Genomic DNA, 14,719 nt, shown 5'->3' with positions numbered 1-14,719 from the left:
GAATAATGGCCATTAGTGTCCTGTATGTCCGTTAGCCATGCAAACAAACAACTAAGCGTCAAACTTGCTAACGGATAAGGAACGTTCGATTATTAATCGTTCTTTACTTAGGATGCAAGGAGATCTTCGTGTAAAATGGGAGTGTGAAACGATTGGAGGCAAATACGCTGGCAACAATAGAGGATTTGATGAAGCTTGATATTCGAATCGGCACGGTACTGAAGGCAGAGCCGTTTCCCAAGGCGCGCAAGCCGGCTATCAAGCTGGAGATCGACTTTGGCGAGCTTGGCGTTAAATGGACATCGGCACAGATTACGCATCGTTACGAGCCGGAGCAGCTTATCGGAAGGCAAGTAGCAGCCGTCGTTAGTTTTCCGCCGAGGCGGATTGCAGGCTTCAAGTCGGAAGTGCTTGTCCTTGGCGGTACGCCGGAGGATGGCGACGTTGTTCTTCTACGGCTAGATCAGCTTGTGAACAATGGCACTCCCATTGCTTAATCCGCAAAGTACCCGTAAATAAAAACAACAGCGGTTGCCTAGGTGATGCTATAGCATCACCTAGGCAGCCGCTGTTGCTAGCCGTTATTGATTAATCGCCAACCGGGAACCAGTTCGTCGGTCTTACGATCATCTCCCATAACGGGGTTGGCACGGTCAGATCCGCTTGCCCGCTTCTCGACAGCTTCGTTCTAATCTGCTCCTCTTGCCCGCTCTCTACTTTCTCCACCCAATCAGGCTCCATTATGAGCTCTCTCCCAATCGCGACCAGCGGAACAACATCAAGCGTACGAAGCGCTTCGTCAGGCGTGCGAATCGAGCCTACCCCGATAATCGGTACGAGATGGCCTACGCGCTCTTGAATCCACTCCAGACGAGATTTGATGGGCTCAGCTCCGCGTTTTGGCAGAGAATCCGCCTCCATAAGTGATATATGCAGGTAATCAAGCTCCTTCCTTGCCAATTCATCCACAAGCCTAAATGTATGCTCCATCGTAATGCCCGGAGTCGTCGCTTCCTCAGGGGAGAACCGATAGCCAACGAGGAACGGCTCCTTCGCATGCTGCGCTGCAACTCGTTTCACTTCATCAACAACCGCTAACGGGAAGACGAGGCGTCTGTCGATATCGCCGCCATAGCGGTCATCCCTCGTATTTGATTGCTCGGAGAAAAACTGCTGCAGCAAATACCCGTTAGCGCCATGTATCTCCACGCCGTCGAACCCAGCTTCAATAGCCCTTCTTGTCGTTGCGCCGAAATCGAGCACAATTGACTCGATCTCTGACTCCGTTAATGCTCTTGGTACAATGCCGTCATTTTGTTCGGAAGCAACGGCGCTTGCGCTGACGACATCGCCACCAGGCACTAATGCTGCCGGGCACAATCTGCCTCCATGATAAATTTGAAGCACAGCTTTAGCTCCCTTTTCCTTAATGGAAGCCGCTACGCGGCTCATGCTTGGAATCATCTCATCACGATCGCCGGCGAATTGACCGGAGAAGCCTTTGCCATTCGGAGATACGTAGATGCAGGCTGTTACAACCATCCCCACGCCGCCCGCTCTGCGTTCATAATAATGAAGCTCATCCTCAGATACCGTTCCGTCCTCATGGGAAGAGTAATTTGTCATTGGAGCCATTACGATTTTATTTTTTATCTGAACACCGCTTTTGAATGTAAAGCTTTCGAATAGTGGTTTGTATTGTTCCTTCATTTCAACACTCCTCATTGTATATACTTCATAGATAGCTTCAGCTCAAACTGTAACTATTTTGTATACTGTACTATATTATGATACAGTTAGACTGTCAAGCATTATATCTCACTTGAAAAAATAAGCAATTACACGCTTGACAGTTTTAACTGTATATTATATTATTACAGTAACAACATTGATTACAGTTACACACATTTGAATAGGGGCGGTGGAAAAGATGAGATTTGAAACGAGCGATTGGGTACAAGGAAAAACGAGCAACGGAGAATTAATTCAAGGATTTATCGAGCATATCGATGCTCTTGAAGGAATCGTCACCGTGCAAGTTATTAAGTCGGACAATGAAGATTCAGTAGGCAAACCTACCGCCGTTCGCGAGCATTGGATCAAAAAAATTCCCGAAGACGCACCAATGAATGCACAGCAATTGTTAAGCATGATCGATCTTGCTTTGGCGACTAGAGATGAAGTTTGGTTCATGGAGCTGACTGATCAGCTGCAGGCCGTGAAGCTGCTTGACAACTACGATAGCCGCAACAAGAACAATGCTAAGCATTCCCGACTAACGTCGTTTATATAAGAGTGAGAGGCAAGCCGGCTTAAATGCCGGCTTGTCTTTTTGTTTGCCATTTTTTTCGTATGCATGCAGACGATTTGTATCGCTCGGCAACATTGATTACAATAATAGGTACAGCCATTCAATAATGGAGGGATGCATGATGCACAGAAAGTCATACCATCTTCTTGCACTGCTTATGATTTGCTTGATCGTTGCGGGCTGCGGCTCGAACCAGGCCAACAATACGAATGTGCCAAACGAAACCCCACCTATCCAATCTACCGAACCAACCGCTACAGCCGCCGCTCAGACCGATCAGCCGCCTGACGAAACAGCAAAACCAGTTATCGATCCTATACAGGAACAGATTGATGACATGACCCTTAATGAGAAGATCGGTCAAATGATCATTGTCGGACTAGAAGGTACGAAAGCCGATAAGGAAGCCATTAAGATGATTAAGGAAAATAAGATTGGCGGTTTTATTTTGTTCAAAGACAATATGAGCAGCGCTGACCAGATCGTCTCCCTGCTAAATGCGCTTAAGTCCGAGAACGAATCGAACAACATCCCGTTGTGGCTGAGCGTCGATCAGGAAGGCGGCAAAGTGAATCGCCTGCCGAAATCCTTTGTGGGCATCCCTACCGCGAAGTCCATCGGTGCAGCGGATAACGACAGCTATACTGGGGCAGTTAGCCAGGCTATAGGTCTAGCGCTAAAATCGCTTGGCTTCAATATGGATTTCGCCCCCGTTCTCGATATTAACAGCAACCCGAACAATCCCGTTATCGGCAGCCGGTCCTTCGGCTCGAATGCTGACTCGGTCATTCGTCATGGTATCGGCACGATGGAAGGATTGCGGTCGAATCATATCGCGGCGGTCGTGAAGCATTTTCCCGGGCATGGAGATACATCGGTCGACTCTCATCTAGAACTCCCTGTAGTCGGCAAGAGCTTATCCGAGCTGGAACAGTTTGAACTGCTTCCCTTCAAGGAGGCGATCGCTCAAGATGCCGACGCGGTTATGGTTGCGCATCTGCTCATTCCGTCCATAGATGATACCAATCCTGCATCCCTGTCCAAAGAGATCATCACTGGTTTGCTCCGGGACGAGCTTGGATACGATGGTGTCGTTATGACTGATGATATGACGATGGGCGGTATTATCAATCATCATGATATTGGTGAAGCGGCCGTTCGTTCCATCCAAGCTGGCACAGATATCGTATTAGTCGGGCATGACAACGGAATGCAGAACAAAGTGTATAATGCGCTTAAGGCAAGCGCTGATTCAGGCGAACTAAGCAAAGAAAAGATCGATGAGCATGTCCATCGGATATTGGAGCTGAAGGCCAAGTATGCGCTAAGCGATAACGATGGCCCAATAAGCAATATCGACTTGGATATGATTAACGAGCGATTCAACGATGCTCTGAGCTTAAACAAGAAATAAACCGATCCGCGCAACATAACAAAAGGGGCGTTCACCTTCGAACGCCCCTCTATTATGCCCTTATTACAATAGTTCCTTCACAACGGTTTTTGCATAATAGTCTTTTAATATATGCTCTGCTTGTTTCCCGTATATACCGAACCCCTGGTTTGAAGCAGCATCCTCAGCGGCATACAGCTTCGCGCTCCAGTCCCACCAGAAAAATCCGGCGAACCACGGCTCGTCCCAAAACACTTGTAACGTAGATTGATAGAAGTTAGCCTGCTCGCTTTCGCTTGCCGGAAGCTCCTTATGAGTGAAGTCCCACGGCATCGTTGCGCAGCCAAGCGCGCTTCGACAGCCAATCTCCATGAATACGACTGGCTTATTGAATCTCGCCGACAAGGCGGCAAGCCGCGGCTTATACTGTTCCCAATTGGCTATCATCGACTGCACACTGTCTCCCGGCTTCACGCCAACCGGATAATATGCGCTGGTACCGATATAGTCTACCGCATCGAACCAATCAACGCCCTCCTCCTTGCCGTGATTCGCGTTATAAATAATCGGTCCGCTATAGATGGTGCGGAGCTTGGCAATAAGGGTGCGCCACTCTGCAGAGCGCGATTCCGTCTTCACCATCTCGCATCCGATACATAACATTTCGCATTCCTGCTCTTCAGCCAGCTCCGCATAATGGCACAAGAAATTCGAATACGATTCGAACCATTTCTCCCAGTACGGTGCAGCATCGTTATCGTTCGGGAAGCCAATATGCGCACGCCATATACCGTCACGCGAATTGACGACCGGCTTCAGACATACCCGAAGCCCAAGACTCTTCGCTTGCTTCACCGCAAACTCAATGTCTCTATCGGTCACCGTATAGCCGTAATCAAAATAAATTTGAGTAGCATGTATCGTGTCCTGATATGTCCAGAACGATAAGGCAATCCACTCGCTTCCTGTCTCTCTCAGCTTGCGCATAGAATCGATGGCGTATGGCTGGCGATACTCTCCGCGCTTTGAGCCCCATCCATAAGTCATCCCTTTGAAGAAAGGTGCAGGTGCAGTTGTCATCGATAGCTCCTCCTTATGCTGCATGTGGCATGTGCAATCCCTCTCATACTAATCCGCAGAGCAACGTCAGTAAATGGAACAATGCGGACTAAATATGGAATTATGCGTGATCGATCACTGAGCATAAGAATACAAAAAGAAGCAAACTGCGCGTAGCAGTTTGCTTCTTCCACTTGCTTCATTATTTCGATGCGACCTTCGCGGTCATTTGACCATCAGCAGACTTGGCCTTTGCTTTGTCCACTGGTGTTGCACCATTCAACTTGCCGACGAACAAGCTTAGCGGTAAAGCAACGATGGCAATAATCGTTGCCACTACATACACGTCATTCACGCTCATCGTGAACGACATCATTTCAATATGCAGCGGATCCGTGTCGCCTGCCTTCACGAAAACCGTAGCATGGCTTACCGACCTTGACGTTAGCATCGTTGTGAAGATCGCAATCGCGAACGAACCGAATACGTTCCGGGTCCAGTTCGTGATCGCCGATGCGTGTCCGGACAGCTCCGCCGGAATCTGCTCCATCGCCGCGTTGCTTGACGGCATTACGACGAAAGCGATGCCGAGATTTCGAACGACCATCCACCAGATGACGTAGGAATGGGATACATCCACGCTAAGCCAGCTAAGCGCAAGCGTACCGACCGACAAAAGCGCGATGCCGATCGACATCAGCCAGCGCGGACCGATAATGCCGTACAGCTTGCCGACAACGGGCATTAACAGCGCCATAGCCAGCGAAGCCGGCAGAAGAATCATACCCGTATCCATGGCCGATACATGCTGAATGCGTTGCAGGAATATTGGGGTAAGTAGAGTACCCGAGTACAGGCTGATTGTAATAATGTTCGCAATAATTGCATTCAGTGTAAAACGTCTGTTCGCGAACACGCGCAAATTCAGAAGCGGCGTCTCCGCAGTCAATTCACGCCAAATGAACAAGATCAATGAAATAGCGCCAACTACGAACAAGCCAATTACCTTGACCGAGCTCCATCCCCAGCCATGTCCTTGTCCTAACGCTAACAGCAAGGATGAACTGCTAATAATAACGGTAATGAATCCGATACCGTCGAACGCCTTTGGCACATTCATACGGTAATAAGGGATATAGGCGTATACAAAACCGATCGCGATAAGTCCAATTGGAATGTTCATCAGGAATAGCCAATGCCAATTGAAGTTCTCTAGCACCCAACCGCTGATCGTTGGTCCGAAGGCTGGCGCGAGCATCGCGGATAAGCCCCAGAAGGCTACTGCCATCGCTTGTCTTTCCTTCGGAATAATTTGATAAATAATAGACATCGTAGCCGGAATGATCAAGCCGCTGAACGCGCCTTGCATAACGCGGAACGCGATTAGCGATCCCTCGCTCCAAGCTGCCGCACACAATACGGACGCAAGCGTGAAGCCAATTAAGGAATACAAGTATAAGCGTCTATAGCTCAGCTTCTCCCCTAAGTAGCCGGCGATAGGCGCTGTCGTGCCCATTGCAAGCATGAAGCCGGTTAACGTCCACTGCACCGAGCCTAAGGTCGTATGGAAATGATCCTTGAGCGGCTCCAATGCAAGGTTAATACTTGCAGATGCAAGCACGCACAGAAAGGATCCGATAAAGATCGCAAGCATTACCGGCCAGAATCGTACATGGTTAAGATCGTTCTGTTTCATATTGTTCTCTTCACACCTTTTTCTCTATAATGACTTTTCGTTCTTTATAACGATAAAATGTATGCTACTCCAAAATACTTTAGTTGTAAAGTAATTTTAATGGAAACCCGTCTTTTTCTTTCTTTCCAAAAAAAAAAGAAACTGCCCAGGATTCTTTTTCCCAGGCAGCTTCTGCTATATGGCTTTACATTCGGCTAAGCTTCACGCAGAGCCCCTTTCTCTAAATAAAGCACACGATCGCAATAAGACAAAACGCGTTCATCATGGGTTACCATTACTGCAGCGCGGCCTTCGGCCCGCACCTCTTCCGCCAGCATCTTGACGACAGCTGCTCCGCGCTCAGCATCGAGACTCGCCGTCGGCTCATCGGCGAACAGCACGTCCGGCTTGTTCATTAGCGCTCTTGCGATAGCGACTCGTTGCTTTTCCCCCCCTGACAGACGGCTTGGATAGAACCGGCTTCTATGCGACAGTCCCAGCCGCTCTAGCAGTGACTTGGCACGTATGCGCGCTTCCTCTTTCCTTAGGCCAGCCAACTTGGCAATCAGCAGCAATTGCTCTTCAACCTTCAAGTAGGGGATGAGGTTGGCGCTTTGAAAGACGAAGCCGATCTTACGGAGCCTTAATTCGGCAAGCTGCTTCGCGTTCAAACCCGAGACCGCTTCGCCGCCAATGAATATTTCCCCGCTCGTTGGCGTAAGCAACGCTCCGGCGATAGACAGAAACGTGCTTTTTCCGGAACCCGAAGGTCCCATTACCGCAATCAATTCATTTTCCTTCACTTGGAGCGACAGCTTGCTCAGTACGGTAAGCGTTGTACCACCGTCTTGAAACATTCGGCTTACATCATCCATTTGCAGCTTAATGGCCATTATGTCGTCCTCCCGATAGCTTCTAAAGCGTCTGTCTTAGCAACCTGATACACCGACAGCAATGAACCCGCTAGCGACATGGCGACAAATGAACTGCACACGAGGGCCAATGTGCCGCTCTCCAGCTGAAAAGGCAGCGAGTTAGGAAGAACAGCTTCAGCTGCCCATATAAGAAGCAAACTAACCGTCAAGCTGCCTACCGAAAGCATCAGCACTTGTCCGACGACACCAGCTACAAGATATGCCGTTTTCGTTCCAATCGCCTTCAATACGCCGAATTGGCCAGATTTCTGAATCGTGACGACATAGAAGAATACCGCCAGTACAAAAGCCGAAATAACGAACAAAAATACGATCATCATCATTAAAGAGCCCTGTTCTTCCTTATAACCCGGAATTGCCGACACGGCTTCGCTCTTCGAGATCACTTCGACTCCCTCTACCTTTGTACGTAACTGGTCAGCTTCATTCTCCGATGCTAGTACGGCAAAAGCGTTGTATTGCCCAATGTCGGTACGAACATCACTCCCGAGTGTCATCTTAGCCTGCATCTTGCTCCATTCCAGCGGATTCAGAAACACGGCCGGTGTATGGCTGAACGACTGATCGTCGACATAACCGCTTATTGTCCAGCTTGTACCGCTTGCATGATCCACAACAACCTTACCAATCGTATAACCCTCTTTCGCTAGCTTGCGATCGACGACAATCGCCCCTTCAATATCCCCCGTCAACGTTTTGCCTTGGGTGACGGCAGGTGAGATCCAGCTATCGGGATCAATAGCTATTAAAGCGACGTCCGCTTTTCCTTGCCCGTTTTCTTGCGACAATGTTGTCATTTTCAAGTTAAAGGCTGACACGTGTTCCTTCCCCAATACCGCTTCGGCAGCCCCCAGCTGCTCAGCACTGAGTTCTGATCGCATCAATCGATGATCGGCATCATCCTGCAGGATCATATAATCAGCTTCCATATTCTCGATAGCCGAACCGTTCGCATAGGCCAACCCTCGCGCAAGCCCCGTTACGAACAGCACCAGGAAAGAAACGAGCAGCATAATCGTAATGATTAAAGCATATCTCGTCTTCGCGTGACGCATTTCTCTAAGAGCTAGATACATGGCTTTCTCCTCCCTCCGAATAGCTCCAAGTTTAGGAACGCAACATGAACGGAGTGTGAATAACAGATGACAAACGATTACAAATAAGCATAAAAAAAAATCTAACCATCACTCTATCGAAGTGAGATTAGACTTTAATCGGTTCACGCGGTTCCACTAAGTAATACTGTTCACGAGCTTCAAAACCGTATCTCTCGTTAGCTTGTTGCCGCCTGAGGCAATGAGATTAACTGTTGCATGAGCTAAAGTGAGCGGTATTTTGCAAAAATCGAGTGCCGGTCCGCCCTTCAACTCCACGATGTAAGCATCGGCAAGCTTCAGATTGCGGCGAGTGTACGTAATCATTTCTTCAGAGCCCCAGCCATTAGGGAAAAAGTCTACCCCACGTTCCAAGTCTTCCTTGCGATTACGCAAAATGTTAACCGCCTGCAAACCTCTGCCGAACGCAACCGCTTTTGCAAAGTCGCTCTTCGTACCGTCGAACCATAACCAGATTTCGGAGAGCATCTCGCCAACCATGCCGGCAACGCTGTACGTATAACGGTCAAGATCCTCTTCCGTATCGATATTCCAGCTCGTATGCACCCAATCGGCCATCTGCTTGGACATTTTCGAAATATAGCGATACACAACCGGCGCAACCGTTGGAGGGCATAACAACGCCCAATCATGAAGCATCATTGTTACTTCAGGCAGCACTTTGCTGTGCGGAGCAAGCACTTCCTGCGTCTTCTTGACAACATCCTCGGATTGAAACGCCTCGTGGATCGCTAACAGCAGCTCCACCTTTAGATCATCAGGGAGAGTCTCGTGGTCCTCAATCTCATCGATCGCTCTCATACACAAATAAGCAGAGCTAACAGCTTCTTTCAAGCCTGCTTTCAAACGGTTAATGGGAATAAAAAAAGTACGACTTGTCTTTTTCAACATCTTCATTGCGGCGTTCAGGGTTACTACTCCTTCCACAAAGCAGCTTTTCTTTTTGCTTGATTAATCACTTACTTTTATGATAGCATATTTCATTCTAGTTTCAACGTCATTCTGAAATTATATACTCCATTGTCATCAAAGAATGGCGAATTGGCATCGTTTGACTCGGAATGTCGGGATAGCGGAAGCGTGAACGGGCAACCATAATGCCGAACCCGCACGACATCATACTTTGCCGAGGAGCTGATCGAATTTCATGAAGAAATACGTTGCGCTGGCTGCGTTGTTGCTTGTTACTGCTTGTTCCTCCACGCCTAATACGGTTGAAAAACAATCGACTGGCGAGCATATGCGGATCAATAATTATGCCAATACGCGGACAGTTATCCCTCATACCGACAGAAATATGAAGATCAACTCGCAGAATGGCACTTATTCTTCGTCACTTACGTATCCGCATGGACAGCCGGACCATACGATGAGAACAAGATCGCTTAATTTGCCTGACTGGCTGATGGGAAGAATACAGATCGGCTATCCGGGCGGAACTGCGAATGATGGCAATTACAACTACGGCAATGGCAATTATGTACAAAATCCTTCCAATTCACCTGCGCCAACCGTAACGAATGCTCCAAATACGAACCCGAATACGGGCACTAGCCAAGGTACGGGCGATTTCGAGCAGGAAGTGCTGAAGCTTGTTAATGCGCAGCGTCAGAGCGCTGGGCTTGGTGCGCTGAGCATGGATGCGAAGCTTGCCAATATGGCGATGGTCAAAGCAAAGGATATGTTCGACAACAATTACTTCGACCATAACTCGCCAACATACGGGTCGCCATTCGATATGATGCGCCAATTCGGCATCACTTATCAATATGCAGGCGAAAATATTGCCAAAGGCCAGCCTACCCCGCAGCAAGTCATGAACGACTGGATGAACAGCCCGGGCCACCGAGCGAACATTCTTAAGTCGAGCTTCACGAAGATCGGCGTCGCTTATTACAAAGGCGAATGGGTGCAAGAATTTATCGGCTAAAATATGCAAAAGCCTGCCTGACTGCAATAGTCAGGCAGGCTTTCCTTATTCATTAGAATTAGAATACTTTCGTTGTCCAAGACTCGCAATTCCAAGTTTCCGTCACAACATCCCGATAAAATTCAGGTTCGTGGGAAATAAGCAGAATGCTGCCTTTGAAGGCTTTAAGCGCTCGTTTCAGTTCTTCCTTCGCATCCACGTCCAAATGGTTCGTAGGCTCATCGAGCACGAGCAGATTCGTTTCACGGTTAATGAGCTTGCATAGGCGTACCTTTGCTTTCTCGCCGCCGCTCAGTACTGCGATCTTGCTCTCAATATGTTTAGTCGTTAGTCCGCATTTGGCAAGCGCCGCGCGCACCTCGAATTGCGAGAAGGATGGGAACTCCTTCCACACCTCTTCAATACAGGTGTTGTAATTCGCTTCCTTCATCTCTTGCTCGAAGTAGCCGATGTACTGGTGCTCGCCACGTTCGACCGTTCCTTCAAGAGCGGGGATTTCACCCAAGATACTGCGCATAAGCGTCGTCTTACCGATACCGTTAGCACCGACAAGCGCAATCTTCTGTCCGCGTTCCATCCGCAGATCAAGCGGCCTGGAGAGCGGGCTGTCATAACCGATAACGAGACCTTTCGCCTCGAAAATAAGCTTGCCTGACGCTCTCGCGTCTTTGAAGTTGAATTGCGGCTTCGGCTTCTCGGCCGCAAGCTCGATGACATCCATCTTGTCGAGCTTCTTCTGTCTCGACATCGCCATGTTGCGTGTTGCAACGCTTGCTTTGTTGCGCGCAACGAAATCCTTCAAGTCCGCAATCTCCTGCTGCTGACGCTTAAAAGCCGATTCCAGCTGCTGCTTCTTCATTTCATGCACTTGCTGGAAGTGGCTGTAGTCGCCAACGTAGCGGTTCAGCTCTTGATTCTCCATATGGTAGATCAAGTTAATAACGCTGTCCAGGAACGGAATATCATGCGAGATTAGAATGAAGGCATTCTCATATTCTTGCAAATAACGCTTCAGCCACTCAATATGCTGTTCGTCCAAATAGTTGGTAGGCTCATCGAGCAGAAGCACGTCAGGCTTCTCAAGCAGCAGCTTAGCGAGCAGTACCTTCGTACGCTGCCCGCCGCTCAGATCGTTGACGTCCTTATCGAGGCCGATATCTGTAAGTCCGAGACCGCGAGCCGTCTCGTCGATCTTCGCATCGATCATATAGAAATCCTGACTCGTCAGCGCATCTTGAATCGTGCCGACATCCTCAAGCAATTGCTCAAGCTCTTCCGGCGTTACATCGCCCATGCGTGCGTAGCTGTCGTTCATCTCTTGCTCCATATCGAACAAGTATTGGAATGCGCCCTTCAATACATCGCGCATCGTCATGCCTTTGCTCAGCACGGCATGTTGGTCAAGGTAACCGACACGCATCCTTTTGGACCACTCGACCTTGCCGTCATCCGGTTGCAGCTTGCCTGTTATAATGTTCATGAAGGTGGACTTGCCTTCGCCGTTGGCGCCGATCAGTCCGATATGCTCGCCTTTAAGAAGGCGGAACGACACGTTATTGAAGATCGCACGATCCCCGAAGCCGTGGCTTAATTTCTCTACATTTAATATGCTCATTAATTAACACCTTTTCTTCAATTATTAGTCTCGTTATATTATAAGCGGAGGACGGAGACAACTCAATGGGAGATCGAACAATTTCCGACAAAGCCGAGGTTCGAACACCAGCAGACGACAAAAACAGCCATATCTAACGATATGACTGATTCCATTCCTATACTTGAGTGTCTTGCTTACCAACATCTTTAACGATTTAGCGCAATCCGATTAATCTCTTCGCTGTCGATTATCGCCTTGTCATGGCCATGCTTGGCAACCTTGACCATCGCCCACGCCAAATTATCCGAGGTCGTGACCGATTTCATACGCTCCATCAATGGATATAACGGCTTCAATATGACGTAGAAGAATTGATACAGCTTCGTCTTGGACTTCACGCCATGCTTCGGCAAGATCGCGCCGGGACGGAACATATACGCGCCTTTGAAAGGCATCTTCAGCAAATCATTTTCCGTCTTGCCCTTCACTCTTGCCCACATGCTTCGGCCCTGCTCCGTACTGTCTGTCCCCATGCCCGTCACGTACAGGAATGTCATTTGCGGGTTTAACTTTACAAGCGTACGCGCAATACTCATCGTAATATCGTAAGTAATCGCGCGATACTTCTCCTCGGACATGCCGGCAGAAGATACGCCAAGGCAGAAGATGCAAGCGTCATAGCCCGAGAGCTGCTCCTCGATCGCAGCTAGGTCAAGTAAATCGTTATGTATAATTTTCGTAAGCTTAGGATGCTGCTTCCCCGTCCCGCTTCGCCCAACTGACAGCACGTTTGCCACTTCAGGATCAAGCAAGCATTCGCGAAGCGCGCCTTGGCCGATCATGCCTGATGCGCCGAAAAGGAGTACATTCATTGCCTATCGCCCCTCTCATATTCCTCCTTTCAGTATTGCGAAACGTTCTATTAAAGTCAACTCAGCCGACTAAAGCAAAAAAGCCCTGCCGACCACCGACAGGACTTCACTTTCCTACTGAATCAAATATTTGATTAGCCTTTAACCGATCCAGCGGTCATACCGGCTACGATTTTCTTATTGAAGAAAATAAACAGCAGCAAAGGCGGTATTGTAATAAGCAGTATGTTCGTAAACAACAAATTCCACTGCGACACGAACTGGCTCGTGAAATTGTAGAGCGTGAGCTGAACCGTCGCGTTTTTGGAACCCGGAAAGAAATAAAGCGGATTCGTGAAATCGTTAAATATAGAGACGGACGATGTTACGATAATTGTTGCTGTAACAGGTTTCAGCAGCGGAAGGATCATCTGGAAGAACAATCGGTAGCCTCCAGCGCCGTCAATGGTTGCCGCCTCGTCGATCTCGCGGGGAATACCGCTCATAAATCCCCGATAGAGAAGCACGCCGAAAGGAAATCCGAGCGCAACCTCGACAAGCACGATACCGGTCATCGTCTTGAATAGGCCGATCCCGTCAAGCACCCAAATGGTCGGCACGATGGCAGGCGGGATAATAAGGCCCGCAAGGACGAAGAAACTAAGCCATGGGGTAAATCTGTCTTTGCGGCGCTGCATGACAAAGCCCGTCATTGCGCAGACGACGACCATTATGACAATCGATAGAACCGTCAGCAAAGTGCTGTTGTAGAACGCTCGAACGAGCATATAATCGCGAACCGAAATAACCTCGACAATATTTTCCCAAATATGAATGCTCGAAGGCCACGATAGGTTCATAAGTGACGCTTCCTTCGCATCCTTCATTGCATTAACGATGATGAAATAGAACGGCACCCAGAAAATAATGATAGACGCTAGGATTGCGATAATTTCAACGATGAACTTGCGGGAGGATCGAATCATAGGTCAACCTCTTTTCTGTTCAAGTAAGCCGTGAGCGGATACACGAGTAAGGTTACGAAGATAAATAAAATCACGTTGCCCGCAGTTGCTAAACCATAGAATCCGCCCTGATATTGCTTGTAAATAACCGATGCAAGCACATCCGTCGTGAATCCCGGTCCGCCCTTCGTCATCGCCCAAATAAGATCGAATGAACGCAAGCCGCCTATAAAAGCAAGCGTAATGACCGAATTCGTAGCCGGTCGGCTCAGAGGAACGATAATATTCCAGAACTTGTTGAAAGCATTTCCCCCGTCGATCTGCAGCGCCTCGTAGTAGTCTTCCGGAATGGACATAATGCCTGCAATATAAATAACGGTAGCGAAGCCTACGCCTTTCCATACATCTACGAATGCGACGGACAGCAGCGCCATCCGCGTATCGCCGAGCCAGTCAGGTCCGGCAATGCCGATTGCGTTTAATGCGGTATTGATAAGCCCTTCGGTCGGATGCATCATCATGCTGAAGGCCGTTCCGATCGCAATTGTACTGACCAAGGTCGGGAAGAACACGACCGAGCGAAGATAAGCTTTGGACTTAATCTTCGATGTAAGGAACACACCCAGCAATAAACCTAGCACAACTTTAAGCACACAGGTCACAAGTGCATAAATGAACGTATTTTTGAATCCGATCGTAAGCGATGGCTCTTGAAAGAAGGTAATGAAGTTATCGAAGCCGATAAACTCATAATCGAGCAACGTCCATCTTGTCATGCTGAAGAAAAAAGACATGAAGGTCGGCAATATAAAAATAATGAAGTAAATAATAGCTCCAGGCAGTAGGAAGGTATACGAATAGTTCCTTTTCCATACCTTGTTCATGCTG

14 protein-coding genes are annotated in these 14,719 nt (G+C 48.5%); 4 read left to right on the top strand and 10 right to left on the bottom strand.

The features are described from left to right. Positions 1-167 precede the first annotated feature (167 nt). A complete protein-coding gene (gene csaA, locus V8F51_RS06510; RefSeq protein ID WP_337099379.1) occupies positions 168-497 on the top strand; it encodes a chaperone CsaA in 330 nt (109 codons plus the stop codon). Positions 498-588: 91 nt separating this feature from the next. Here csaA and V8F51_RS06505 read toward each other — a convergent pair whose 3' ends face one another. Next, the gene (locus V8F51_RS06505; protein ID WP_337099309.1) at positions 589-1,710 is read right to left on the bottom strand and encodes an NADH-dependent flavin oxidoreductase; all 1,122 of its coding nucleotides are present in this window, start codon (positions 1,708-1,710) and stop codon (positions 589-591) included. Positions 1,711-1,930: 220 nt separating this feature from the next. Here V8F51_RS06505 and V8F51_RS06500 point away from each other — a divergent pair, with 220 nt between their 5' ends. Beyond that, on the top strand, positions 1,931-2,293 hold the full coding sequence (locus tag V8F51_RS06500) for an IDEAL domain-containing protein (protein ID WP_337099308.1): 363 nt from the start codon (positions 1,931-1,933) through the stop codon (positions 2,291-2,293). Between the two features lie 139 nt (positions 2,294-2,432). Then, entirely contained in the window at positions 2,433-3,725 is a 1,293-nt protein-coding gene (nagZ, locus tag V8F51_RS06495) for a beta-N-acetylhexosaminidase (protein ID WP_337099306.1), read from the top strand. 63 nt (positions 3,726-3,788) lie between these two features. Here nagZ and V8F51_RS06490 read toward each other — a convergent pair whose 3' ends face one another. The 5 genes from V8F51_RS06490 to V8F51_RS06470 all read right to left on the bottom strand — a co-directional run bounded on the left by V8F51_RS06490 (position 3,789) and on the right by V8F51_RS06470 (position 9,385). Continuing rightward, on the bottom strand, positions 3,789-4,784 hold the full coding sequence (locus tag V8F51_RS06490) for a glycoside hydrolase family 113 (protein WP_337099305.1): 996 nt from the start codon (positions 4,782-4,784) through the stop codon (positions 3,789-3,791). 181 nt (positions 4,785-4,965) lie between these two features. Further along, a complete protein-coding gene (locus V8F51_RS06485; protein ID WP_337099304.1) occupies positions 4,966-6,459 on the bottom strand; it encodes a DHA2 family efflux MFS transporter permease subunit in 1,494 nt (497 codons plus the stop codon). Between the two features lie 194 nt (positions 6,460-6,653). Then, a complete protein-coding gene (locus V8F51_RS06480; protein ID WP_337099303.1) occupies positions 6,654-7,331 on the bottom strand; it encodes an ABC transporter ATP-binding protein in 678 nt (225 codons plus the stop codon). Continuing rightward, on the bottom strand, positions 7,331-8,449 hold the full coding sequence (locus tag V8F51_RS06475; protein ID WP_337099302.1) for an ABC transporter permease: 1,119 nt from the start codon (positions 8,447-8,449) through the stop codon (positions 7,331-7,333). Before V8F51_RS06475 ends, V8F51_RS06480 begins: the two co-directional genes overlap by 1 nt. Before the next feature lie 156 nt (positions 8,450-8,605). After that, the gene (locus V8F51_RS06470; RefSeq protein WP_337099300.1) at positions 8,606-9,385 is read right to left on the bottom strand and encodes a phytoene/squalene synthase family protein; all 780 of its coding nucleotides are present in this window, start codon (positions 9,383-9,385) and stop codon (positions 8,606-8,608) included. A 250-nt stretch (positions 9,386-9,635) separates the two neighbouring features. On the opposite strand from V8F51_RS06470, the gene V8F51_RS06465 reads away from it, so the two are divergent. Continuing rightward, positions 9,636-10,418, top strand: a complete 783-nt coding sequence (locus tag V8F51_RS06465; RefSeq protein WP_337099299.1) for a CAP domain-containing protein — start codon at positions 9,636-9,638, stop codon at positions 10,416-10,418. 58 nt (positions 10,419-10,476) lie between these two features. Here the strand turns inward: V8F51_RS06465 and V8F51_RS06460 are convergent, their stop codons facing one another. The 4 genes from V8F51_RS06460 to V8F51_RS06445 form a co-directional block, all read right to left on the bottom strand. Further along, the gene (locus V8F51_RS06460) at positions 10,477-12,033 is read right to left on the bottom strand and encodes an ABC-F family ATP-binding cassette domain-containing protein (RefSeq protein WP_337099297.1); all 1,557 of its coding nucleotides are present in this window, start codon (positions 12,031-12,033) and stop codon (positions 10,477-10,479) included. Positions 12,034-12,221: 188 nt separating this feature from the next. Then, a complete protein-coding gene (locus V8F51_RS06455) occupies positions 12,222-12,887 on the bottom strand; it encodes an NAD-dependent epimerase/dehydratase family protein (protein WP_337099296.1) in 666 nt (221 codons plus the stop codon). A 134-nt stretch (positions 12,888-13,021) separates the two neighbouring features. After that, positions 13,022-13,852, bottom strand: coding sequence for a carbohydrate ABC transporter permease (locus tag V8F51_RS06450; RefSeq protein WP_337099294.1), 831 nt, complete (start codon positions 13,850-13,852; stop codon positions 13,022-13,024). Next, positions 13,849-14,715, bottom strand: coding sequence for a carbohydrate ABC transporter permease (locus V8F51_RS06445; protein WP_337099293.1), 867 nt, complete (start codon positions 14,713-14,715; stop codon positions 13,849-13,851). The genes V8F51_RS06450 and V8F51_RS06445 overlap by 4 nt, the downstream gene beginning before the upstream one ends. Positions 14,716-14,719 lie beyond the last annotated feature (4 nt).

The sequence above is a fragment of the Paenibacillus sp. YIM B09110 genome (assembly GCF_037167145.1).
Taxonomy (GTDB): domain Bacteria; phylum Bacillota; class Bacilli; order Paenibacillales; family Paenibacillaceae; genus Pristimantibacillus.
This window is presented reverse-complemented; position numbering and strand designations above follow the sequence as displayed.